Source organism: Pantoea vagans (assembly GCF_004792415.1).
Classification (GTDB): Bacteria; Pseudomonadota; Gammaproteobacteria; order Enterobacterales; family Enterobacteriaceae; genus Pantoea; species Pantoea vagans.
This window is the reverse complement of sequence record NZ_CP038853.1, coordinates 796,906-817,414: the sequence shown is the minus strand read 5'-3', so window position 1 is coordinate 817,414 and position 20,509 is coordinate 796,906. Positions and strand designations below refer to the sequence as shown.

The 20,509-nt window shown below is 55.9% G+C and carries 21 protein-coding genes; 7 read left to right on the top strand and 14 right to left on the bottom strand.

Features of this window, described 5'->3' with window-relative positions; translation table 11 throughout:
- Window positions 1-6 precede the first annotated feature (6 nt).
- Window positions 7-534, bottom strand: coding sequence for an RNA pyrophosphohydrolase (rppH, locus tag EGO56_RS03990; protein ID WP_009087042.1), 528 nt, complete (start codon window positions 532-534; stop codon window positions 7-9).
- A gap of 684 nt (window positions 535-1,218) precedes the next feature.
- On the opposite strand from rppH, the gene mutH reads away from it, so the two are divergent.
- The 4 genes from mutH (at window position 1,219) to EGO56_RS03965 (ending at window position 4,224) form a co-directional block, all read left to right on the top strand.
- On the top strand, window positions 1,219-1,896 hold the full coding sequence (mutH, locus tag EGO56_RS03980; protein WP_110330840.1) for a DNA mismatch repair endonuclease MutH: 678 nt from the start codon (window positions 1,219-1,221) through the stop codon (window positions 1,894-1,896).
- A 100-nt stretch (window positions 1,897-1,996) separates the two neighbouring features.
- Entirely contained in the window at window positions 1,997-2,707 is a 711-nt protein-coding gene (locus EGO56_RS03975; RefSeq protein WP_003853954.1) for a TerC family protein, read from the top strand.
- Window positions 2,708-2,825: 118 nt separating this feature from the next.
- Window positions 2,826-3,044: a YgdI/YgdR family lipoprotein gene (locus tag EGO56_RS03970; protein ID WP_135907758.1), complete on the top strand. Its 219-nt coding sequence runs from the start codon at window positions 2,826-2,828 to the stop codon at window positions 3,042-3,044.
- Window positions 3,045-3,183: 139 nt separating this feature from the next.
- Entirely contained in the window at window positions 3,184-4,224 is a 1,041-nt protein-coding gene (locus EGO56_RS03965) for an NADP(H)-dependent aldo-keto reductase (protein WP_061063274.1), read from the top strand.
- Window positions 4,225-4,264: 40 nt separating this feature from the next.
- On the opposite strand, the gene EGO56_RS03960 is transcribed toward EGO56_RS03965, so the two are convergent.
- The 5 genes from EGO56_RS03960 to EGO56_RS03940 all read right to left on the bottom strand — a co-directional run bounded on the left by EGO56_RS03960 (window position 4,265) and on the right by EGO56_RS03940 (window position 8,690).
- Complete coding sequence (locus EGO56_RS03960; protein WP_135907757.1) at window positions 4,265-4,717, bottom strand: GNAT family N-acetyltransferase; 453 nt, start codon at window positions 4,715-4,717, stop codon at window positions 4,265-4,267.
- Window positions 4,714-5,487: an FCD domain-containing protein gene (locus tag EGO56_RS03955; RefSeq protein ID WP_033733824.1), complete on the bottom strand. Its 774-nt coding sequence runs from the start codon at window positions 5,485-5,487 to the stop codon at window positions 4,714-4,716. The genes EGO56_RS03960 and EGO56_RS03955 overlap by 4 nt, the downstream gene beginning before the upstream one ends.
- 96 nt (window positions 5,488-5,583) lie before the next feature.
- Window positions 5,584-5,901, bottom strand: coding sequence for a PTS sugar transporter subunit IIB (locus EGO56_RS03950; RefSeq protein ID WP_135907756.1), 318 nt, complete (start codon window positions 5,899-5,901; stop codon window positions 5,584-5,586).
- A gap of 15 nt (window positions 5,902-5,916) precedes the next feature.
- Window positions 5,917-7,344, bottom strand: coding sequence for a glycoside hydrolase family 1 protein (locus EGO56_RS03945; RefSeq protein WP_135907755.1), 1,428 nt, complete (start codon window positions 7,342-7,344; stop codon window positions 5,917-5,919).
- Window positions 7,341-8,690 carry a PTS sugar transporter subunit IIC gene (locus EGO56_RS03940; protein WP_135907754.1) on the bottom strand — a complete coding sequence of 450 codons (1,350 nt, stop codon included), beginning with the start codon at window positions 8,688-8,690 and terminating at the stop codon, window positions 7,341-7,343. The genes EGO56_RS03945 and EGO56_RS03940 overlap by 4 nt, the downstream gene beginning before the upstream one ends.
- 178 nt (window positions 8,691-8,868) lie before the next feature.
- Here EGO56_RS03940 and EGO56_RS03935 point away from each other — a divergent pair, with 178 nt between their 5' ends.
- A complete protein-coding gene (locus EGO56_RS03935) occupies window positions 8,869-9,177 on the top strand; it encodes a PTS lactose/cellobiose transporter subunit IIA (protein WP_135907753.1) in 309 nt (102 codons plus the stop codon).
- A 32-nt stretch (window positions 9,178-9,209) separates the two neighbouring features.
- Here EGO56_RS03935 and lysA read toward each other — a convergent pair whose 3' ends face one another.
- The gene (lysA, locus tag EGO56_RS03930) at window positions 9,210-10,466 is read right to left on the bottom strand and encodes a diaminopimelate decarboxylase (RefSeq protein ID WP_135907752.1); all 1,257 of its coding nucleotides are present in this window, start codon (window positions 10,464-10,466) and stop codon (window positions 9,210-9,212) included.
- A 102-nt stretch (window positions 10,467-10,568) separates the two neighbouring features.
- Here lysA and EGO56_RS03925 point away from each other — a divergent pair, with 102 nt between their 5' ends.
- The gene (locus tag EGO56_RS03925) at window positions 10,569-11,489 is read left to right on the top strand and encodes a LysR family transcriptional regulator (protein WP_013358926.1); all 921 of its coding nucleotides are present in this window, start codon (window positions 10,569-10,571) and stop codon (window positions 11,487-11,489) included.
- On the opposite strand, the gene EGO56_RS03920 is transcribed toward EGO56_RS03925, so the two are convergent.
- A complete protein-coding gene (locus EGO56_RS03920) occupies window positions 11,486-12,649 on the bottom strand; it encodes an MFS transporter (protein ID WP_033783996.1) in 1,164 nt (387 codons plus the stop codon). The genes EGO56_RS03925 and EGO56_RS03920 overlap by 4 nt on opposite strands.
- Window positions 12,650-13,010: 361 nt before the next feature.
- Between EGO56_RS03920 and EGO56_RS03915 the strand changes: the two genes are divergently transcribed.
- Window positions 13,011-13,637, top strand: a complete 627-nt coding sequence (locus EGO56_RS03915) for a trypsin-like peptidase domain-containing protein (RefSeq protein ID WP_135907751.1) — start codon at window positions 13,011-13,013, stop codon at window positions 13,635-13,637.
- Here the strand turns inward: EGO56_RS03915 and EGO56_RS03910 are convergent.
- The 6 genes from EGO56_RS03910 to xerD form a co-directional block, all read right to left on the bottom strand.
- Window positions 13,634-14,128 (bottom strand): cupin domain-containing protein, encoded by a 495-nt coding sequence (locus EGO56_RS03910; RefSeq protein WP_135907750.1) that lies wholly within the window; start codon window positions 14,126-14,128, stop codon window positions 13,634-13,636. The two genes, EGO56_RS03915 and EGO56_RS03910, sit on opposite strands and share 4 nt — an antisense overlap.
- 123 nt (window positions 14,129-14,251) lie before the next feature.
- On the bottom strand, window positions 14,252-15,772 hold the full coding sequence (gene lysS / locus EGO56_RS03905) for a lysine--tRNA ligase (protein ID WP_135907749.1): 1,521 nt from the start codon (window positions 15,770-15,772) through the stop codon (window positions 14,252-14,254).
- Window positions 15,773-15,774: 2 nt separating this feature from the next.
- Window positions 15,775-16,873, bottom strand: a protein-coding gene (prfB, locus tag EGO56_RS03900; RefSeq protein WP_100228839.1) for a peptide chain release factor 2 whose coding sequence is annotated in 2 segments (ribosomal slippage) — window positions 15,775-16,797 and window positions 16,799-16,873 — 1,098 coding nt in all. Because the reading frame shifts where the segments join, the coding sequence is not laid out codon by codon here.
- Between the two features lie 232 nt (window positions 16,874-17,105).
- Window positions 17,106-18,842: a single-stranded-DNA-specific exonuclease RecJ gene (recJ, locus tag EGO56_RS03895; RefSeq protein WP_135907748.1), complete on the bottom strand. Its 1,737-nt coding sequence runs from the start codon at window positions 18,840-18,842 to the stop codon at window positions 17,106-17,108.
- Between the two features lie 3 nt (window positions 18,843-18,845).
- Window positions 18,846-19,559: a bifunctional protein-disulfide isomerase/oxidoreductase DsbC gene (dsbC, locus tag EGO56_RS03890; protein WP_013358933.1), complete on the bottom strand. Its 714-nt coding sequence runs from the start codon at window positions 19,557-19,559 to the stop codon at window positions 18,846-18,848.
- Between the two features lie 21 nt (window positions 19,560-19,580).
- Window positions 19,581-20,474: a site-specific tyrosine recombinase XerD gene (xerD, locus tag EGO56_RS03885; protein ID WP_135907747.1), complete on the bottom strand. Its 894-nt coding sequence runs from the start codon at window positions 20,472-20,474 to the stop codon at window positions 19,581-19,583.
- Window positions 20,475-20,509 lie beyond the last annotated feature (35 nt).

Sequence of the window (20,509 nt, the reverse complement as noted above, 5' to 3'; positions counted from 1 at the left end):
CGTGGCCTATCCTCTCTTACGTCGATGGGCAGGATTATTTCGCTGCCCCGCACTCTCCTGCATAGACATCACCACGCCAGCGAATTCCTTCATTACCCGACGATAGACATCGCGCTTAAAGGAGACAACCTGACGCACCGGATACCAGAAACTGACCCAGCGCCAGCCGTCAAATTCCGGCGTGCTGCTGTGCTGCACATTGATATCCGCGTCATTACACATTAACTGCAGAAGAAACCACTTTTGTTTCTGGCCGATACATACCGGCTTTGTGTCCCAACGCACCAAACGTTTTGGCAACTTGTAACGCAACCAGTTACGGGTAGAGGCAAGTATTCGAACATCTTTCCGGTGTAATCCGACCTCTTCGAACAGTTCGCGATACATCGCCTGTTCTGCGGTTTCACCGGGATTGATGCCTCCCTGAGGAAATTGCCAGGAGTGCTGTCCAAAGCGCCTGGCCCATAACACTTGTCCCTGCCGGTTACAGATTACGATACCAACATTCGGGCGGTAGCCATCATCATCGATCACCGGACTACCTCAAAGCAAAATTTGAATGGCTTGATTGTTTCACACTCCTTACAGGCGGTAAACCACTGGATTCATGGGGGGTTGAGCCATCAATAGCGGGATAACTCACAGAAAAGGGCAAAGTTATAAACAAAGACCACAAAAAAGATCGATCTTATTCACCTTTTCTGTGGATAGCTTTGTGCAGAACGCGGGAGTTAACTGAATAACCCTGCCATCACACCAGGGAATGCCGAAAAGACTTAGTTTATTATCTTATTGATTAATAATTAAATTAATGCAGAATCTCACTTCATCGGCTTTTTATAAACAGCGAATATTTTTACGCCCACTGACAATTGGCTAAATTATAAGCACAGTGCTTTTTATCCACAGATAATTGCTCAGGGTTAGGTCAGGGCGGTGAAAATTTGGTCAAATAGCGAAAAGTCAAGGCTGTAAATGGAACCAGTACCGCAAACATAAGGGGGTTATCCCACTTTTCTGTGGATAACCGGGCTGGAGATCCTGTTCATTGTTGCGGGTAAGCTGGGATAACCCTGGCCCACTGCGGATAGCGCAAGGTCAATCCACCTAAAAAAGCATGATCTATCATGTTATTATCGATCCCGGACACGATTTATTTTAGCGGGACAACTTAACCACCCGCAGCTGTACGAATTTTAACCATTACGAGTTATCAACATGCGTTATCCACCAGGACCACCCGAAGATGAAGCCAGCCTGCTGGCACGCGCGCAGGATTTAGCCGGATTACCTATGGAAACGCTGGCTGCGCGTGCCGGCCTGCCCATGCCTGCGGATCTTAAACGCGATAAAGGCTGGGTCGGCATGCTGCTGGAGTGGCACCTTGGGGCGAGTGCAGGCAGCAAAGCGGAACAGGACTTTGCCCATCTCGGTATCGAACTGAAAACCATCCCGATTGATGCACAGGGTAAACCGCTGGAAACCACCTTTGTCTGCGTCGCACCGCTGACCGGTAACAGCGGCGTGACCTGGCTCACCAGCCATGTGCGTCACAAGCTGGCGCGGGTGCTTTGGATCCCGGTTGAAGGCGGACGCGAGATTCCGCTGCGGGAACGCCGTGTCGGCGCGCCGCTGTTATGGAGCCCGAATGCGGAAGAAGATGAGATGCTGCGTCAGGACTGGGAAGAGCTAATGGATATGATCGTGCTGGGGCGCGTTGAGCAGATTACCGCACGCCATGGTGCCTGGCTGCAAATCCGGCCCAAAGCCGCCAACAGTAAGGCACTGACCGAGGGAATCGGCGATCAGGGCCAGCCCATCATGACCCTGCCGCGCGGCTTCTACCTGAAGAAGAGCTTCACCGGCCCCCTGCTGGCACGCCATTTTCTCCTGTAAATCGCTTATCCTGCGCGACCATCGTCGCAATTTTGTGGGAGATTGGTGAATTCAATGCGTATAATCGCCGTTTACTTTTCGTTTAGGATTGAATGCCGGTATGTTTGAGTGGATTTCCGATCCCAACGCCTGGCTGGCGCTGGGCACCCTGACCATCCTTGAGGTGGTGCTGGGTATTGATAACATCATTTTCCTGTCGCTGGTGGTCGCTAAACTGCCAAAACACCAGCAAGCCAGTGCACGCCGCATTGGTCTGATGGGTGCGATGTTAATGCGTCTTGGCCTGCTGGCTTCCATCGCCTGGGTCGCCCGTCTGACTAATCCGCTGTTTACGCTGATGGATCATGCGTTCTCGGCGCGCGATCTGATCCTGCTGTTTGGCGGTCTGTTCCTGCTGTGGAAATCGAGCATGGAGATCCATGAAACGATTGAAGGCAGCGAAGGCGAACACAATACCCGCGTTCATTCGTTCCTTGGCGCGATTGTGCAGATCATGATGCTCGACATCATTTTCAGCCTCGACTCGGTGATCACCGCCATCGGCCTCTCCGATCATCTGTTCATTATGATGGCAGCCGTCGTGATTGCGGTGCTGATGATGATGTTTGCCGCACGCGCCATTGGTGAGTTCGTCGAGCGCCATCCGTCAGTGAAAATGCTGGCACTCTCCTTCCTTATTCTGGTCGGTTTTACCCTGATTCTGGAGAGTTTCGCGGTCCACGTACCAAAAGGTTACATTTATTTCGCTATGTTCTTCTCCATGGCGGTTGAGTGCCTAAACCTGATGCGCAGCAAGAAAAAGCACGCCTGAGAAAGTCAAGGGCGAGCCTGCTCGCCCGGTTATTTTCAGAATCCTACGATTAACCCTGCCGGCAAAACCATTTATTACTACACTTTTTGCACTTAACGATTTGTGAGGAAGAGGCGTGATGAAAGGGTTGGCAGGCGTAGCACTGGTGATGGTAACCGCAGCGTTCCTGAGTGGATGCAGTTCTGATTATGTCATGGCGACCAAAGATGGCCGGATGATCATGACCGAGGGCAAGCCGAGCATTGATAAAGAGACCGGCCTGGTGCAGTACACCGACCAGACGGGTCACGAGGTACAGATTAACAGCGATGAGGTCTCAACGATCATTGAACGTTAAGTGCCCGATTTAATTACCTGCCACCGATTCCGCGCTGGCAGGTGATTTCCCCGACTTTTCCCCCTTCCTTCCCCGCCGTTGCTCGCGCTATAGTCCCTGAGGACACAACATTCCATTCCATAAAAAAAGGAAGCTGGCAATGCACTATCATCGTATTCCCCACAGCACGCTGGAAGTGAGTCAGCTGGGGTTGGGCACTATGACGTTTGGCGAACAGAACAGCGAAGCCGACGCCCATGCTCAGCTGGATTTGGCTATCCGTTCCGGCATCAACTTTATTGATACCGCTGAAATGTATCCGGTGCCACCGCGCCCGGAAACCCAGGGTCTGACCGAACAATACATTGGCAGCTGGCTTAAACAGCGCGGCAGCCGCGACAAAATCATTCTGGCCAGTAAAGTGGCGGGTCCGTCACGCGGCAATGATGCGTCGATTCGCCCGGATATGGCACTGGACCGTAAAAACATCCGCGCCGCACTCGATGCCAGTCTGAAACGTCTGAACACCGACTACCTTGATCTCTACCAGCTGCACTGGCCACAGCGCCAGACCAACTATTTTGGCAAGCTGGGCTATCAGTACAGCGAGACCACGGCGCAGGTGACGTTGCTGGAGACGCTGGAAGCGCTTACCGAGCAGGTGCGCGCCGGTAAAATCCGTTATATCGGCGTGTCGAACGAAACCGCGTGGGGCGTGATGCGCTATCTGCAGCTGGCGGAGAAGCATGAACTGCCGCGCATTATCAGCATTCAGAATCCCTACAGCCTGCTGAACCGCAGCTTTGAAGTGGGTCTGGCCGAAATCAGCCAGCATGAAGGCGTCGAGCTGCTGGCGTATTCCAGCCTGGCGTTTGGTACGCTGAGCGGCAAATATCTGAACGGTGCGCAGCCTGCGGGCGCACGTAACACGCTGTTCAGCCGCTTTACCCGCTATAGCGGCGAGCAGTCTCAGAAGGCGATTGCCGAATATGTGGCGTTAGCGCAACAGCATCAGATTGACCCGTCGCAGATGGCGCTCGCCTATGTGCGTCAGCAGCCGTTTGTGGCCAGCACGCTGCTGGGTGCCACAACGCTTGAGCAGTTGCAGATTAATATCGACAGCTTCAATCTGACCTTAAATGCAGAGATTCTGGAAGGTATTGAGGCGATCCACCGCCGCTATACCTATCCTGCGCCATAAGTAATCTGTTGCCAGCTGCCGCAGGGGCGGCTGGCCTCTCTCACAGGTCACGATAATAGAGTTTCACCGGCTTATCGGGATACTCCAGCGCCTCTCCCTGCGGCAGCCAGCCAGACCGTTCGTAATATCCTCCAAACGTTGACCATAACCACAGCCGTGGATAGCCGCGAGCCTGTGCATAAGCAATGACATGCTGCTGCAGCGCCTCACTGACACCTTTGCCGCGCGCCGACTCATCCACATAGAGCGCCGCCAGCCACGGATAGAGATCCTGACGGCTGATCAGATCGCAGCGCCAGAATCCCACCGTGCCGATTGCCCTGCCCGCCTCTAAGGCGACAAAGGTGACCGGAAAATCAGCGCCGGTCAGGCTGCTGTTTACCACACTGGCGAAGAACGCCCGGCTGCTGGCTTCGCCAAAAGCGCGCCACTGCCAGTCGGTGACCTGATCGGCAAACTGCGGCACATCGCTGAGCGGGACAATCTGCATCACATGAGTTTCCCCTGAAAGATCGGCACTGAGTCAAAAAGATAACCATCGAAGTCCGGTGCGTCGGCATCGGAAAGCTCCAGCAGTGTGTTCTTGACGTTCTCGAGGTGCTGCCAGGTTGCCTGCCAGGCCCCCATCACATCACGCCGACGCAGGGCCGCCAGAATGGTCTGGTGATCGCCAAGCCATTTCAGGCGATAAGCGCGGGTTTCAAACTGCGGACGCAGCTGCTGCCAGAGCGGGCTGCTGTCATGATGACGCCAGATGCTGGTGACAGTATCAAGCAGCATCTGATTCTGACTGGCGCCCGCCAGCAACAGATGAAACAACTTGTCGTTGTCCTGGCTGCTGTCGTTGGCCGCGATGGCGCGCTGCTCCTGTTCCAGGGTGCGGCGCAGATTTTCAATGTCCGCTTTGGTCGCCATTTTTGCGGCAAATGCAGCAATATTGCTCTCCAGCAGCTGACGCGCCTGCAACATTTCAAACGGGCCAACGTCGCTGCGAAAGAAGGCCTCTTCTTCATCATCACTGGCGGAAGGAATACGCATCACATAGACGCCGGAGCTCTGGCGGATATCCACCGTGCCTTCCAGCTCCAGCATCAATAGCGCCTCGCGCACGATAGTCCGGCTGACACCCCAGGTCTCAGCCAGCTGACGTTCAGGTGGCAGGCGCGATCCCACCGGATAGTGCCCGTCACTGATCTGCTGACGCAGGTGCTGACCAATTTCCTGATACTGCTTTTTTTCTTGCGGCGCTTCGGCTTTGTCCACGCTGTCACCCTTTGCAATCAATGCGCTAACGGCATTGCCGCCGTTCCCTGCGCGACAATGCCCGCGAACCGGAGAAGCTGGCTCGCAAACTGGGGCTCAGTGTATCAAAGCCAGCGCCTGATCGAGTACCTTTGCACCATTCAGCGTGCCGTAAGCAACCGTATCGATCACCGCAATGGGCAACTGATAGCTGTCGGTGAGTTTTCTGTTCTCCTCCAGTTTGAAGCGCACCTGCGGCCCAAGAAGCACTACTGCCACCTCGTTACCGTAATTTTGCAGCTCTTCACGCAGGTTTTGCTCAGGAATGGCGTAGATCTGAAAAGCCAGTCCGCGATCGGCAGCCTCTTTTTCCATCCGCGTCACTACCATTGAAGTCGACATGCCCGCAGCACAGGCAAGAACAATTCGTTTCATGCTCGCTTCCTCGCGTTATTTCGGCTCATCATCAAGCCACAGGGTAAATTGCTGCGTATCGCGCAGCGTCCGGAACCAGTGGGCAGATTTCTTCATACGACGCTGACGCTGGTTATCTAAGTCGATTTCGATCAGCCCATAGCGATTTTTAAAGGCATTCATCGGTGAAACATTGTCGGTAAACGCCCACAGCATGTAACCCAGGCAGTTGATGCCAGCCTGGCTGGCGCGGATCGCCTGACGCAGGTGCTCGCTGATAAACGCGATGCGATAATCGTCCTGAATCTCTCCGGCGGCGTTTTTAAATTGCGCTTCATTTTCAATGCCCATACCGCTTTCAGCCACAAACCACGGGATATTGCCGTACTCATCACGCATTCGCTGTGCCATATCCCAGATAATTTCTGGCTGAATTTCCCAGCCGCGTGACCGGTTCATGCGCCGGCCAGGCAACTCAAAGTGCTCGTAATACCAGGCGGGATGAAAGGGCGTCTCAGGATGCCAGGCGCGGGACGGCGCCTTCACGCGATGCGGATAGTAGAGGTTAAGCCCAACCTCATCGACGGTATTAGCGGCTATAATCGCCAGCTCTTCCGACGTGGCTTCCCACTCAATCTGATGTTTATCCAGCAGCGCCAGCAGCTCCGCCGGATACGCGCCTTTAATGGCGGGATCGAGGAAAACCCGGTTATAAAAAAGATCGTAGATGTGCGCCGCCTTCTGGTCGTGCGGGGCTGATGATCGCGGATAGGTCACTTCCGGATTGAGAATAGTGCCGATGCTGCCAGCACAGCCTTTCTCACGGAACAGCTTAACGACCCGGGCGGTAGCGAGATTCTTGTGATGGTTCCACTGCATCCATTTATGCGTGTTCTGCTCATAGGGCCAGCGCAGTGCGTCGAGATAGACGCGGGTCTGCACAACAATCGGCTCGTTAAACACAAACCAGCGCGTTACCCGACCGGCATAGCGTTCAAAGACCTGTTCGACATAACGGATAAACAGTTCAACCACATGCTTTGACTGCCAGCCACCATATTGCTCCAGCAGCGCGGCAGGCAGTTCGTAATGCTCCAGACAGAGCATCAGTTCAATACCCTGACGCTGCATTTCATCAATCAGCCGGTCATAGTAAGCCGCATACTCCTCATCGACCGTGGCTTTTTCATAATCGGTCAGGAAACGTGACCAGTTGATTGACGTGCGGTAGTGCGTGAGCCCGCTGGCCTTCATCAGCGCCACATCTTCGCCAAAGCGATTAATAAAGTCGGTGGCAATCGCCGGGCCGTAGCCATTGTGCCAGACGTGACGATCCTGCTGATACCAGGCATCAGGCCAGGACTCCTGCCCCGCTTTTTTTCCACTCCAGCCTTCTGTCTGCCAGGCGGAGGCCGCTGCCCCCAGAATAAAATGCTCAGGTATGTCGATAGTCTGACGACTCATAACACCTCCGTCCGGTTGGGGTTCAGCTCAGGTTGCAGGCTTTTTGCTTCCGCAGCATCGGCGCGGCGCGCGGCGACTTTCACGAACGGCAGGTAGATAAGCACCGACACCAGAATGCAGACAATCTGCGTCACTACCGCGCCCATTGATCCGGCCGTTGAAAGCCAGGCATTGATAATCGGTGGTGTGGTCCATGGCACCATCACCACGGCTTTCCCGGCAAAACCCAAAACCGTAGCGAAGTAGCCGATTGAACCGGTTACCAGGGGTGTGATGATGAAAGGAATGGCCAGAATCGGGTTGAGCATAATCGGCATACCAAATATTACCGGTTCATTAATATTGAAAATGCCTGGTCCGAACGACAGCTTGGCAATTTCGCGCATCTCTTTGCGCCGCGTCGCCAGCATCACAGCGGTCAGCAGACCAATGGTCAGGCCTGAACCACCGATACTCATATAGACATCCCAGAACGGCATAGTGATGATGTTTGGTGCCTCTCTACCCTGCTCAAAGGCGGTCATGTTGACCAGGATTGCCCCCAGTAACAGCGGCTCACGGATCGGCTTGACCATCTGGTTGCCGTGAATGCCAATGACCCAGAACAGCTGAGCAACGAACATCAGAATCAGAATGCCCCACAGGCTCTGCACCACCGATTCCAGTGGCTGCTGAACCACCTGGTATACCGCGTCGTAGAGATACATGCCGGTGACGCGATGGAAGATAAAGCCCAGGGTCGCCACCAGCGTCACAGTGATGATGGAGGGGATGAGCGCAGAAAAAGAAGCGGCAACGTTAGGTGGCACGGTGTCGGGCATTTTGATTTTCAGCCGCTCAACCTGTTCGAGGCGGCAGTAGATTTCTACCGACAGAATGGCGATAAACATGCCAAGAAACAGGCTTTTAGTATCAGAGAACTGCTTCGCCAGCACATCTGTGACCAGATGTATCTGCCCGTCCACCATCATCTGCAGGGTGGTCGGCGTTACCGAGACAAAACAGATGATCGCCAGCAGCCCAGGAAACAGTGTTTTGATCCCGTTGATGCGGCCAAGTTCGATACCAATCAGAAACACCGCGCCAATATTGAGAAAGCTGAGCGTGGCGTAATTAATACTGCTGGTAATGGGCTTGAGGTCGGCTAAAAAAGCCAGAGCGGCAAAGCTGGCCAGGCCATTTTTGCTGTCCAGCACCATATTTGAGATCAATACCGAGAATGCACCGACGATGATCACCGGCATCAGGGTAATGAAAGAGGCCTTTATCGCCATGATATAGCGGTAGCTGTTAAAGCGGGTGGCGAAGCTGCCCAGGGAATCGATAAGGCGGTCCTGTAGAGACATGATCAATCCTCAGAGATGTAAGATCGGTATTCCTGTAGTCGTCGTGGTCTTCCCTGCCAGTGGCATACCAAAATGACGATTCCCGGCGACTCTTTCTGTGATGAACCTCCCGGAAACGTTTTTTGGCATTCCAGTATGATTAAAAAAGCCAATTTGGCATACCAATAGCGGAGGGTGTATGGATTATGAACAGATCATGATGGAATTGCTGATCAATGCCGGGGAAGCACGCTCATCGGCAATGATGGCAATTCAGTGCGCGCGCAAACGCGATTGGGATGATGCTGACGCGGCGCTGGCTGCCTCAGACAGTGCGGCAAAAGCCGCACATAAAATTCAGACCGCATTGATCGGTGCAGATGAGGGAAGCGGCAAATTACCGGTGACGCTGATTCTGGTGCATGCCCAGGATCACCTGATGAATGCGATGCTGTGCCGTGAGCTGGCAGCAGAGCTGGTGATGCTGCGTAAGGAGATCTTTGGCTGACAGGCGGCACAGTGGCCGCCTGAGTGAGAGGATTAGCTGAGTTCCAGCGCCAGCAACGACTCAATCGTCTGCGCGCGACGGATTTCGCGCGGCTGGCCCAGCTCAAACAGCACTTCCGGGATCAGCGGACGGCTGTTGTAGTTTGAGGACATAGAGGCACCGTAAGCTCCGGTGTCGTGGAACACCAGATAATCGCCCACTTTTGCTGCCGGCATCGCGCGCGGTTCGACCATGCCGCCCTCCAGCTGGGTAAAGACATCGCCCGATTCGCACAGCGGACCGGCCACTACCGTGTCGATGGTCTGCTGCTCATCAATCACCCGTTCATCACCTGCCATCAGCGAGATATGGTGATAGCTGCCATACATGGAGGGACGCATCAGGTCACTGAAACCGGCATCGACCAGCACAAAGTGACGGCTGCCCATCGACTTCACTGCCCGCACCTGCGACACCAGCACGCCCGCTTCGGCCACCAGGAAACGGCCCGGTTCAATCTCCAGTTTGACTGCGTGACCCAGATGCTGAGCGATACGCTGACGCGCCGCGTCCCACAGTCCAAAGTAGTGATCGGTATCGATCGCCTCTTCGCCGTAGCGATAAGGAATAGAAAGGCCACCGCCCGCAGAGATCGCAGTCAGATCCTGACCCGATGCCATCACCAGTCCGACCATCGCATCACAGACCTGCTGCAGATGCGCATAATCGACGCCTGAGCCAATGTGCATGTGAATGCCCACCAGCTTCAGGCCGTGCTGCTGAATCGCTGCCAGCGCCTCGGCTAAATCGCCGTGCCAGATACCGTGCTTGCTGTTTTCGCCGCCGGTGTTGGTTTTCTGGCTATGGCCGTGACCGAAGCCAGGATTCACCCGCAGCCACACCGCATGTCCCGGTGACACCGCGCCGAGCTGATGCAGCATATCAATCGAACCGGCATTGACCGGCACCTTCAACGCAGTAATCCGCGCCAGTGTCGGCTGATCGAACAGATCCGCAGTGAAGACGATCTCGTCACCGCCAGTCTGGTAGCCAGCAGCCAGCGCACGTTCGATCTCACCCAGCGATACCGAATCCACTTTCACACCCGCGGCCCGCATCAGGCGCAGGATATGAATATTTGAGCAGGCTTTCTGCGCAAAACGCACCACATCAAACGCCTGCAGCTGAGCAATACGCGCCTGAATAATCTGTGCGTCATAAGCCCAGAATGGACCGGCATAACGGCGTGCCAGCAGCAGCAGATTAGCGGCGTTGAGGGCGGTGTCGGTACTCTGTAATGAACGTGGCATAGCAATTCTCCTGTGGCGATAACTGCATTAAGCCAGAATCATGCTATAGCGAAAAATATCTGTTTTAATAGCATCTATTCAGAATGGATATAGGAAGGCGGCGTGGCGAACATTAACTGGCGGCATATCGAAATTTTTCATGCGGTGATGACCAGCGGCAACCTGACCCAGGCTGCTACGCTGCTGCATACCTCACAGCCGACCGTAAGCCGGGAGCTGGCGCGACTGGAGCAGCAGCTGGGATTAGCGTTGTTCGGGCGGGTACGCGGTCGCCTGCAGCCGACGGTACAGGGGTTACGTCTGTTTGAAGAGGTACAGCGATCCTGGTATGGGCTGGATCGCATCATGGAAGCGGCAGAAGGGTTGCGTCAGTTTCGTCAGGGTGAGCTGTCGATCGCCTGCCTGCCGGTTTTTTCGCAGTCGTTGCTGCCACCGCTGTGTCAGCCGTTTTTACAGCGCTACCCGGATGTGAGCCTGAATGTGATTCCGCAGGAGTCGCCGCTGCTGGAGGAGTGGCTGTCGGCACAGCGCTACGATATCGGCTTAACCGAAACCCAGCACGCGCCGGCCGGGACTGACCGCCTCGCCCTGCTGACCTGTGATGAAGTATGCGTGTTGCCACAGCATCATCCTCTGAGTCAGCGTGCAGAACTGACACCGCACGACTTTGCCGGCGAACAGTATGTCAGCCTGTCGCGCAACGACAGCTATCGTCAGCTGCTGGATGCGCTGTTTCAGGATCAGGGCGTCGAACGGCGGCTGGTGATGGAGACGCACAGCGCCGCATCGGTGTGCGCGATGGTCAGAGCGGGCGTGGGTATTTCGATTGTGAATCCGCTGACGGCGCTGGATTACGCCGACAGCGGTGTGGTGATGCGAAAATTCAGCGTGGCGGTGCCGTTTACCGTCAGCCTGGTGAGGCCACAACACCGTCCCGCGTCAGCGCTGGTCGATGCCTTTGTCAGCCATCTGCAGCAGCAGGTGGCTGACTTTCCGGCACGTATTGCCGCCCGCCTGGCTTAAGCGCGAACCCGGGCGGCTGCGCTGCCCGATTTACGGAAGGTGATCAGGCAGATCAGCAGGCCGATAGCGGCCAGCGCAGCTGCCGCAACCGGTACCGCCGTCAGGCCAAAACCACGGCCAATGACTGCCCCGCCGACCCAGGCACCCAGCGCATTACCGACGTTAAACGCCGAAATGTTCAGGGTTGAGACCAGGTTCGGTGCCTCTTTGCCATGACGGACCACGTTGATCTGCAGGCCCGGTACCGTGGCAAAGGTCGCCATTGCCCAGAGGAACAGGGTGAGCTCCGCCAGCCACAGCGCATGGCTGGTCCAGCTGAACAGCAGCGAGAAGATGGCGATCAGAGAAAAGCTAAGGATCAGACTGAAGGAGACTTTCCAGTCGGCCAGTTTGCCGCCAAGAATGTTACCCACTGTCAGGCCCGCGCCAATCAGGAACAGCGTCCAGCTGACACCCCGATCGCTGATGCCCGTTACCTCTAACAGCAGCGGCGCAATGTAGCTGAACAGGGCAAACATCGCCGCGGCAAAGAACACCGTCATCAGCAGCGAGAGCCAGAGTTTGCCGTTGGCCAGCGCACCGATTTCACTCGCCAGATGAACCGGCTTCTCCTCTTTATTGTTGGGCAGACTCACGATCAGGGCGATAAACGCCAGCACGCCGATCACCGCTACGCCCCAGAACGTGGCGCGCCAGCCAAACATCTGTCCGAAGCTGGTGCCCAGCGGAACGCCCAGCACGTTAGCCAGGGTCAGCCCGGTAAACATCAGCGCCACAGCAGAAGCCTGACGACCGGCCGGCACCAGGCTGGCGGCAACCACCGCGCCGATACCAAAGAAAGCACCGTGACAGAGCGCGGTGACGATTCGCGCCAGCATCAGCAGGTTGTAGTTGTATGCCAGCGCACAGAGCAGGTTGCCGACAATAAAGATCACCATCAGCAGGATCAGCGTTTTTTTGCGCGGCAGTCTGGCGGTGAGCAGTGCCATAATCGGCGCACCAATCGCCACTCCCAGCGCATAGCCACTGATCAGCCAGCCCGCCGACGGAATCGACACCTGAAGGTCACGTGCCACCTCCGGCAGCAATCCCATAATGACAAATTCGGTGGTTCCGATGGCGAACGCACTCAACGCCAGCGCCATTAATGCTACAGGCATAACACTCTCCCGGTTTGATTTGCAGGTGAACCGCGCAGACGCGCCGCCCCTCGACGCTTGTTAGAATTTGATCTGCGTCACGTTGAGTATTACAGCACAGCGCTGATTTGCGACATAGCCTGCGTCCAGCAAAGGATTATTGCCGCCGCCGCAATAATCCTCCCACGTTGTCGTAAAAATCTTCCGTCTCCAGCCTGCAGGCCAGACCCGCACAGCCCCAATCCCCCACGGTCAGGTTGTCATTTTCTGTTAACCGGTTACGCTTTTTAATGCGGAATTAATTAATAAATCTTTAACGTTGCCGATATATCCCTAATCAATTGCCAGGTGATGTAATCAACTTCTGACGCAGGGAGAGAGAATGCAACGACTCATAGCCTTAATGGTGTTTGGCTTAACCGGCTGCTCGGTGGGTCATTATGAGTACAGTAAAGAGGCTGAAAAACGGGTTGATATGACCGTGACCGGCATTCCTACCGTGCTGGGTATTGGTACGCTCGGTACCACTATCCCGCTGACGCCGGAGTACAGCCTGACCGCCGCGCATGTGGCAAAGTTTTCACTTTACCGCGTCAAAGCCTGGCATCCGCAATGCGATCTGGCGGTGGTCTATCACAAAAACAGCGAAATGAACCTGCCACCCAGCTTCCGCAACAGCCATATCGGCGACCAGGTGAATCTCTACGGTTACAGTTTCATTTCGGCCATGCCGGTCAGCTCCAGCGGACAGAACCTGATTAATACCACGCTGGCAAACAGCTGGAACAAACCAGACTGCGTCGTCGTCGCGGCGAATGCGGGTGTGGTGAAAGGGATGTCGGGCGGCGCGGTCTATAACGCCTCAGACGACACGCTGGCAGGTGTAATTATCGGCTACAGCAATAACATCAATGACAATGCCAGCGGTAAGACGTTGTATAAGAACGTTGCGCTCTATGTGCCCTATTCGCGATTCCAGACCTGGCTGGATCAGGCGATAAAATCTTAAGATTTTTTGTCGGGCAAACCGGGATGGTTGCCCATAGGATGTTCGGGCGGATTCAGCCATCTGTCTTTACGGGTTGCTTCGTAATCCGGGTTAAGAGGATAAGTAATACGATTTTCAGGCTTGCTGGTCTCCCCTATCACTAAGAAGCGTGCCTCGTGCTCGCTGTTATTGATAAAGGTGTGGCAAATGCCCGTGCCCGCCGGAAAGGCCACTGCATCGCCCGGCGACAGTGGATAAAGCTCGCCGTTAATCCAGGCGTCAGGATGTCCTTCAAGCACAAAAATGAACTCTTCTTCCGCGCTCTCCGCGTGGGGATAAGACAAGCGGCGTCCGGGCAACAGCCTTTCATGGTGAATGCCAAGACGGGTTAATCCCAGCAATCTCCCCAGTGGCGCACCAATCGACATGCGCTCATAGCTGTCGGCATAGTGTTCGTTATCTTCGCCTTCCAGCGCCTGCCAGTGGCGAATACAGTCGGGACGTTGCGTCATGATGATGGCTCCAGGTTGAGACATTCAGCCTGGCAGAGGAAGCGGCATGACTCAAGCATGGCGAGGCGAACAGCAGACATAAAAAAGGCCGGGATGCCCGGCCTTTTCTGAGAACAGTCAGACTTACTTGCTGCCTGGACGCAGTGCCGGGAACAGGATCACATCACGGATAGTGTGGCTGTTGGTAAACAGCATCACCATACGGTCAATACCGATGCCCAGACCCGCGGTTGGCGGCAGACCGTGTTCCAGTGCGGTGACATAGTCTTCGTCGTAGAACATCGCTTCGTCATCACCCGCATCTTTGGCATTCACCTGCTGCAGGAAACGCTCAGCCTGATCTTCTGCATCGTTCAGCTCGGAGAAGCCGTTGCCGATTTCACGACCACCAATGAAGAACTCAAAGCGATCGGTGATTTCCGGGTTCTCGTCATTACGGCGTGCCAGCGGAGAGACTTCAGCCGGATATTCGGTAATGAAGGTTGGCTGAATCAGATGCGCTTCTGCCGTCTCTTCGAAGATCTCGGTCACGACGCGGCCCAGACCCCAGCTCTTCTCCACTTTGATATGCAGGGATTGTGCAATCGCCACGGCTTTGTCGAAGTCTTCCAGATCGGCCAGATCCGTTTCCGGACGGTATTTCTTAATCGCTTCACGCATGGTCAGTTTTTCAAACGGCTTACCGAAATCAAACTCCTGCTCGCCATATGGCACGATCGTGCTGCCCAGCACATCCTGCGCCAGCGTACGGAACAGGCTTTCGGTCAGTTCGATCAGATCTTTGTAATCCGCATAAGCCATATAGAGTTCCATCATGGTGAACTCTGGGTTATGACGTGGCGAAATACCTTCGTTACGGAAGTTACGGTTGATCTCGAACACGCGATCAAAGCCGCCCACCACCAGACGCTTCAGGTAGAGCTCTGGCGCAATACGCAGATACATGTCGATATCCAGCGCATTGTGATGGGTGATAAACGGACGCGCAGAGGCACCGCCCGGGATCACCTGCATCATCGGGGTTTCCACTTCCATAAAGTCGCGGCCCACCATGAACTGGCGAATACCGGCCATGATCTGCGAACGAATTTTGAAGGTGTTGCGAGACTCTTCGTTGGCGATCAGATCAAGGTAACGCTGACGGTAACGGGTTTCCTGATCGGCCAGGCCGTGGAACTTATCCGGCAGCGGGCGCAGTGCTTTGGTCAGCAGACGCAGTTCTGAACAGTGAATCGACAGTTCGCCGGTTTTGGTTCTAAACAGTTTGCCGCGCGCGCCCAGGATATCGCCGAGGTCCCATTTCTTAAACTGCTCGTTGTAGATGCCTTCCGCCAGATCGTCACGCGAGACGTAAAGCTGAATCCGGCCGCCCACATCCTGCAGGGTGACGAAGGAGGCTTTACCCATGATACGACGAGTCATCATGCGTCCGGCAACGCTGACTTCGATACCTAACTCTTCCAGCTCTTCGTTGCTCTTCTCGCCATAGCTTTCCAGCAGCTGGTTCGAAAGGCTGTCACGACGGAAATCGTTAGGAAACGCCAGACCGTTGGCACGCAGCGCGCTCAGCTTTTCACGGCGCGTTTTCAGTTCGTTATTTAACTCAACGGCGGCATCAGCGCTCTGCGGTTGTTGTTCAGACATGTCTATAACCCTGCTTTTAAACTAGCTTCAATGAAACGATCCAGATCGCCGTCCAGCACCGCCTGGGTGTTACGCGTCTCTACGCCGGTGCGCAGATCTTTGATGCGTGCATCATCGAGAACGTAAGAACGGATCTGACTTCCCCAGCCAATGTCGGACTTGTTGTCCTCCAGCGCCTGTTTCTCAGCATTTTTCTTTTGCATCTCAAGCTCGTACAGCTTCGCTTTCATCTGCTTCATTGCCTGATCTTTGTTCTTGTGCTGAGAACGGTCGTTCTGACACTGGGTGACGGTGCCGGTTGGAATATGGGTAATACGCACCGCAGATTCGGTCCGGTTAACGTGCTGACCGCCCGCACCAGACGCACGATAGACATCAATGCGCAGATCGGCCGGGTTGATGTCGATATCAATATCGTCATCCACTTCCGGGTAAATAAAGGCGGAGCTGAAGGAGGTGTGACGACGGCCGCCGGAGTCGAATGGGCTCTTACGCACCAGGCGATGCACGCCCGTTTCGGTGCGCAACCAGCCAAAGGCGTAGTCGCCTGATACGCGAATGGTCACAGACTTGATGCCCGCAACTTCACCTTCAGACTCTTCGATAATTTCGGTTTTGAAGCCTTTTGCTTCGGCCCAACGCAGATACATACGCATCAGCATGCTGGCCCAGTCCTGCGCTTCGGTGCCGCCGGAACCCGCCTGCAGGTCAATGTAGCAGTCGGCGCTGTCATACTCGCCGGAGAACATGCGGCGGAATTCCAGTTCGCCCAGCTTGCCCTCAAGCACATCCAGCTCGGCAACGGCTTCGTTGAAGGTCTCTTCGTCTTCCGCTTCTACGGCCAGCTCAAGCAGACCCTGCACATCTTCCAGGCCCTGCGACATCTGATCCAGCGTCTGTACGATGGCTTCCAGCGAGGAGCGCTCTTTGCCCAGCGCCTGAGCACGCTCAGGTTCGTTCCAGACATCGGGCTGTTCCAGCTCGGCGTTTACTTCTTCGAGGCGTTCTTTCTTGGCATCGTAGTCAAAGATACCCCCGAAGAACGTCGCTGCGCTCACTGAGGTCCTGAATACGGTTTTTGACCGGGTTGATTTCAAACATGGCTTTAGCGTCTTTCTTATGTGCGATGGGACAGGAAAATTAACGCACAAGTTTACCCGAAACTGGCGGCAGATTGTAGCGCTGAGACAGCGGGCGGATGCCGGGGTTGCGTGACGTGTCGCATTTGCGTCTTGCAGCGCGGCGACATGCTCGCAGGTAGCGGGTTAATGCAGGGGATAATCAGGCTGTCGCGACTCTGCCGTGGCCGGAGAGTCGCGACAGCCTGTCTGACTCAGTTCAGCGGCCAGATATGGTCGATGATCAGCTGCACCGAGCGGTTACCGCGATACTCATTAATATCCAGCTTATACGCCAGTTCGACCTGACGAATGCTGCTGTCGGGCCACAGCGTAGTATCGACATTAAAGGCGATACCATCGATCAGCGGTCCGCCATCCAGCGGCTCGACCATCACTTTCAGATGACGCTCGCCCACCAGACGCTGTTGCAGCAGCTTAAATTTGCCGTCAAACGCGGGTTCCGGGAACGCCTGGCCCCAGGGACCGGCTTCGCGCAGCATCTCTGCGGTCTGCAGCGAAAACTCCTGCGGCTGTAACGCGCCATCGGACCAGATGATGCCCTGCAGGGATTCGCCATCCAGCCACTCTCCGACCAGGTCGGCAAAGCGCTGACGAAACTCCTCGTAACGCGCGGTTTCCAGCGATAAACCGGCCGCCATGGCGTGACCGCCGAACTTCAGCATCAGGCCTGGGTTCAGCGTGTCCAGACGCTCCAGCGCGTCGCGCAAATGCAGACCGGCAATCGAACGGCCCGAGCCTTTCAGCGTGCCGTCGCCAGCTGGCGCAAAGGCAATGACCGGACGATGGAAACGCTCTTTCAGACGAGAGGCGAGAATGCCCACCACGCCCTGATGCCATTCGGGATGATAAAAGGCCAGTCCCAGCGGCAGATCGCTCTGTTCACGCTCCAGCGCCTGACACAGCGCCAGCGCTTCGCTCTGCATGCCCTGCTCTATCTCTTTGCGCGTCTGGTTCAGCGCATCCAGTTCACTAGCCAGCATGCGCGCCTGGCTGAGATCGTCGGTCATTAACAGCGCTACGCCCACCGACATATCGTCGAGGCGGCCTGCGGCGTTGAGCCGCGGCCCCAGCGCGAAACCGAGATCGCTGGCCGCCAGCTGACGCGCATCGCGATTCGCAATCTCCAGCAGCGCCCGGATGCCTGGCCGACATTTTCCGGCCCGGATACGGCTGAGCCCCTGCCACACCAGAATGCGGTTATTAACGTCGAGCGGCACCACATCCGCAACCGTGCCGAGCGCCACCAGATCCAGCATCTCCGCCAGATTCGGTTCAGTGCGGGTAGCGCCAAACCAGCCCTGGGTACGCAGATGGGCGCGCAGCGCCAGCATCAGATAGAACGCGACGCCCACGCCCGCCAGCGCGCGTGAAGGAAAGTTGCAGTCCGGCAGATTGGGATTCACGATCGCTTCAGCGGCCGGTAAGGTTTCGCCCGGCAGATGGTGATCGGTAATCAGCACCGGAATGCCGTGCTGATGTGCGCATTCCACACCGGCATGAGAGGAGATGCCGTTATCGACCGTCAGGATCATCGCGGCACCACGTGCGCGCGCCTGCTCAACCACTTCCGGACTGAGGCCATAACCATCTTCAAAGCGGTTAGGCACCAGATACTGCACGTTGCCGCCACCCATGCTGCGCAGCGCCATCACCGTCAGCGCAGTACTGGTTGCGCCATCGGCATCAAAGTCGCCCACTACCATAATGCGACGCCCATCCAGCAGCGCCTCATGCAGCAGCGCCACGGCGCTCTCAATCCCGCTTAAGGACTGATACGGCAGCAGGTTTTTCGCACCGCGCTCCAGTTCCGCGGCGTCGCACACGCCGCGTTGCAGATAGAGTCGTTTCAGCAGCGGCGGCAGCGTGGCCGGTAGCGCATCGTCAACCGTCACCTCACGGCGACGCAGTTCCACTTCCTGTTTTAACACCGATTAACCACCACGCTTCTGATTGTCCAGCACCTGCTTCAGCTCCTGCGGCGACTGATAACCCGGGATCATCATGCCGGTGTCGGTCAGCATCGCGGGCGTGCCCTGAATGCCAAACAGCACGCCCAGTTTGTAGTGCTGAGCAATATCGATTTTACAGCTGTCCGGCGCGGCCATTTTCGGTGCATTGCCTTTCATCGCCTCATCGAACGCTTTATTGCGATCAGCGCTGCACCAGATCGCTTTCATCGCTGGTTCGATCTGACCATTCAGCCCTTCACGCGGAAACGCCAGGTAGCGCACGGTGATGCCCAGCGCATTGTAGTCCGCCATCTGCTCGTGCAGCTTGTGACAGTAGCCACAGGTGATGTCGGTGAAGACCGTGATCACATGCTGCTCTTTTGGCGCTTTGTAGACGATCATTTCCGGCACCAACGCCTCGACTTTTTTGTCCAGCAGTTGGTTGGTGACGTTGACCGGCTGTTTGCCGCTGACATCATAGAGCGGGCCCTGAATCATATGTTTGCCGTCATCGGTCACGTAGAGCACGCCGCTTTCCGACAGCACGGTTTTAAACCCTGGCAGCGGTGACGGGCTGATTTCCGTCTGGTTCAGACCGAGCTTTTTAAGGGATTGCTGAATGGCGCTGTCATCGGCCTGTGCCAGACCGGAAAAGGCGCTGGCTAACAGGGCCAGCATGGCAAAATGCTTGTTCATTTTTATCCTTATGGCCGCGAATCAGGCTCGCGGATGGTGTTGTTGATGCAACTGACGCAGGCGCTCAGTGGCGACGTGCGTATAAATTTGGGTGGTGGAAAGATCGCTATGTCCCAGCAGCATCTGTACGACACGCAGATCCGCGCCGTGGTTCAGCAGATGGGTCGCAAAGGCGTGACGCATCACATGCGGCGATAACTTTTCGCTGTCGATGCCCGCCAGCGTGGCGTAGTGCTTGATGCGATGCCAGAAGGTCTGGCGCGTCATCTGCTGTGCACGATTGCTGGGAAACATCACGTCCAGCGTCTGACCATTGAGCAGCCATGGGCGACCATGTTCCATATATTGCTCCAGCCAGTAAACCGCTTCTTCACCTAACGGCACCAGCCGCTCTTTATCGCCTTTACCGATAACCCGCACGACGCCCTGACGCAGGCTGATGTCGCTGAGCGTCAGTCCAGTCAGTTCAGAGACGCGCAGGCCAGTGGCATAGAGCACTTCCAGCATCGCCTTGTCGCGTAGCTCCAGCGGGATGTTGGTATCCGGTGCCTGTAACAGCCGCTCAACCTGGGCTTCACTGAGATCTTTCGGCAGACGCTGCGGCAGTTTTGGCGCAGACAGCAGCGCGCTGGGATCGTCCGGGCGCAGCTTTTCGCGATAAAGATACTGGAACAAGCGACGCATCGCGCTGAGCAGCCGCGCTGAGCTGGTTGCCTTGTAGCCGCCCTCCAGCCGTTCGGCCAGGAACTGCTGCAGATCCAGCGGCGTCACGCTGAGCAGCGTCAGCTGGTGATGCGTCAGCCAGCCGATCAGCGTCTGAAGATCCTGACGATAAGAGGAGAGAGTATTCTGCGCCAGATTGCGTTCAATCCAGAGCGCATCAAGAAACTGTTCTGTCAGATCGCTGTCCTGCACGTTATCTCCGCCGTCTGGTGTAAAATCATGCTCAT

Excerpts from the sequence above, each read along its gene's own strand:
- lysS (WP_135907749.1), bottom strand. The coding sequence starts at position 15,772 with ATGTCTGAACAACAACCGCAGAGCGCTGATGCCGCCGTTGAGTTAAAT.
- lysA (WP_135907752.1), bottom strand. The coding sequence starts at position 10,466 with ATGCCACGTTCATTACAGAGTACCGACACCGCCCTCAACGCCGCTAAT.
- EGO56_RS03920 (WP_033783996.1), bottom strand. The coding sequence starts at position 12,649 with ATGCCTGTAGCATTAATGGCGCTGGCGTTGAGTGCGTTCGCCATCGGA.
- EGO56_RS03970 (WP_135907758.1), top strand. The coding sequence starts at position 2,826 with ATGAAAGGGTTGGCAGGCGTAGCACTGGTGATGGTAACCGCAGCGTTC.
- EGO56_RS03935 (WP_135907753.1), top strand. The coding sequence starts at position 8,869 with ATGGATTATGAACAGATCATGATGGAATTGCTGATCAATGCCGGGGAA.
- mutH (WP_110330840.1), top strand. The coding sequence starts at position 1,219 with ATGCGTTATCCACCAGGACCACCCGAAGATGAAGCCAGCCTGCTGGCA.
- EGO56_RS03910 (WP_135907750.1), bottom strand. The coding sequence starts at position 14,128 with ATGACGCAACGTCCCGACTGTATTCGCCACTGGCAGGCGCTGGAAGGC.
- EGO56_RS03975 (WP_003853954.1), top strand. The coding sequence starts at position 1,997 with ATGTTTGAGTGGATTTCCGATCCCAACGCCTGGCTGGCGCTGGGCACC.
- EGO56_RS03950 (WP_135907756.1), bottom strand. The coding sequence starts at position 5,901 with ATGAAACGAATTGTTCTTGCCTGTGCTGCGGGCATGTCGACTTCAATG.
- EGO56_RS03945 (WP_135907755.1), bottom strand. The coding sequence starts at position 7,344 with ATGAGTCGTCAGACTATCGACATACCTGAGCATTTTATTCTGGGGGCA.
- EGO56_RS03940 (WP_135907754.1), bottom strand. The coding sequence starts at position 8,690 with ATGTCTCTACAGGACCGCCTTATCGATTCCCTGGGCAGCTTCGCCACC.
- dsbC (WP_013358933.1), bottom strand. The coding sequence starts at position 19,559 with ATGAACAAGCATTTTGCCATGCTGGCCCTGTTAGCCAGCGCCTTTTCC.
- EGO56_RS03915 (WP_135907751.1), top strand. The coding sequence starts at position 13,011 with ATGCAACGACTCATAGCCTTAATGGTGTTTGGCTTAACCGGCTGCTCG.
- EGO56_RS03965 (WP_061063274.1), top strand. The coding sequence starts at position 3,184 with ATGCACTATCATCGTATTCCCCACAGCACGCTGGAAGTGAGTCAGCTG.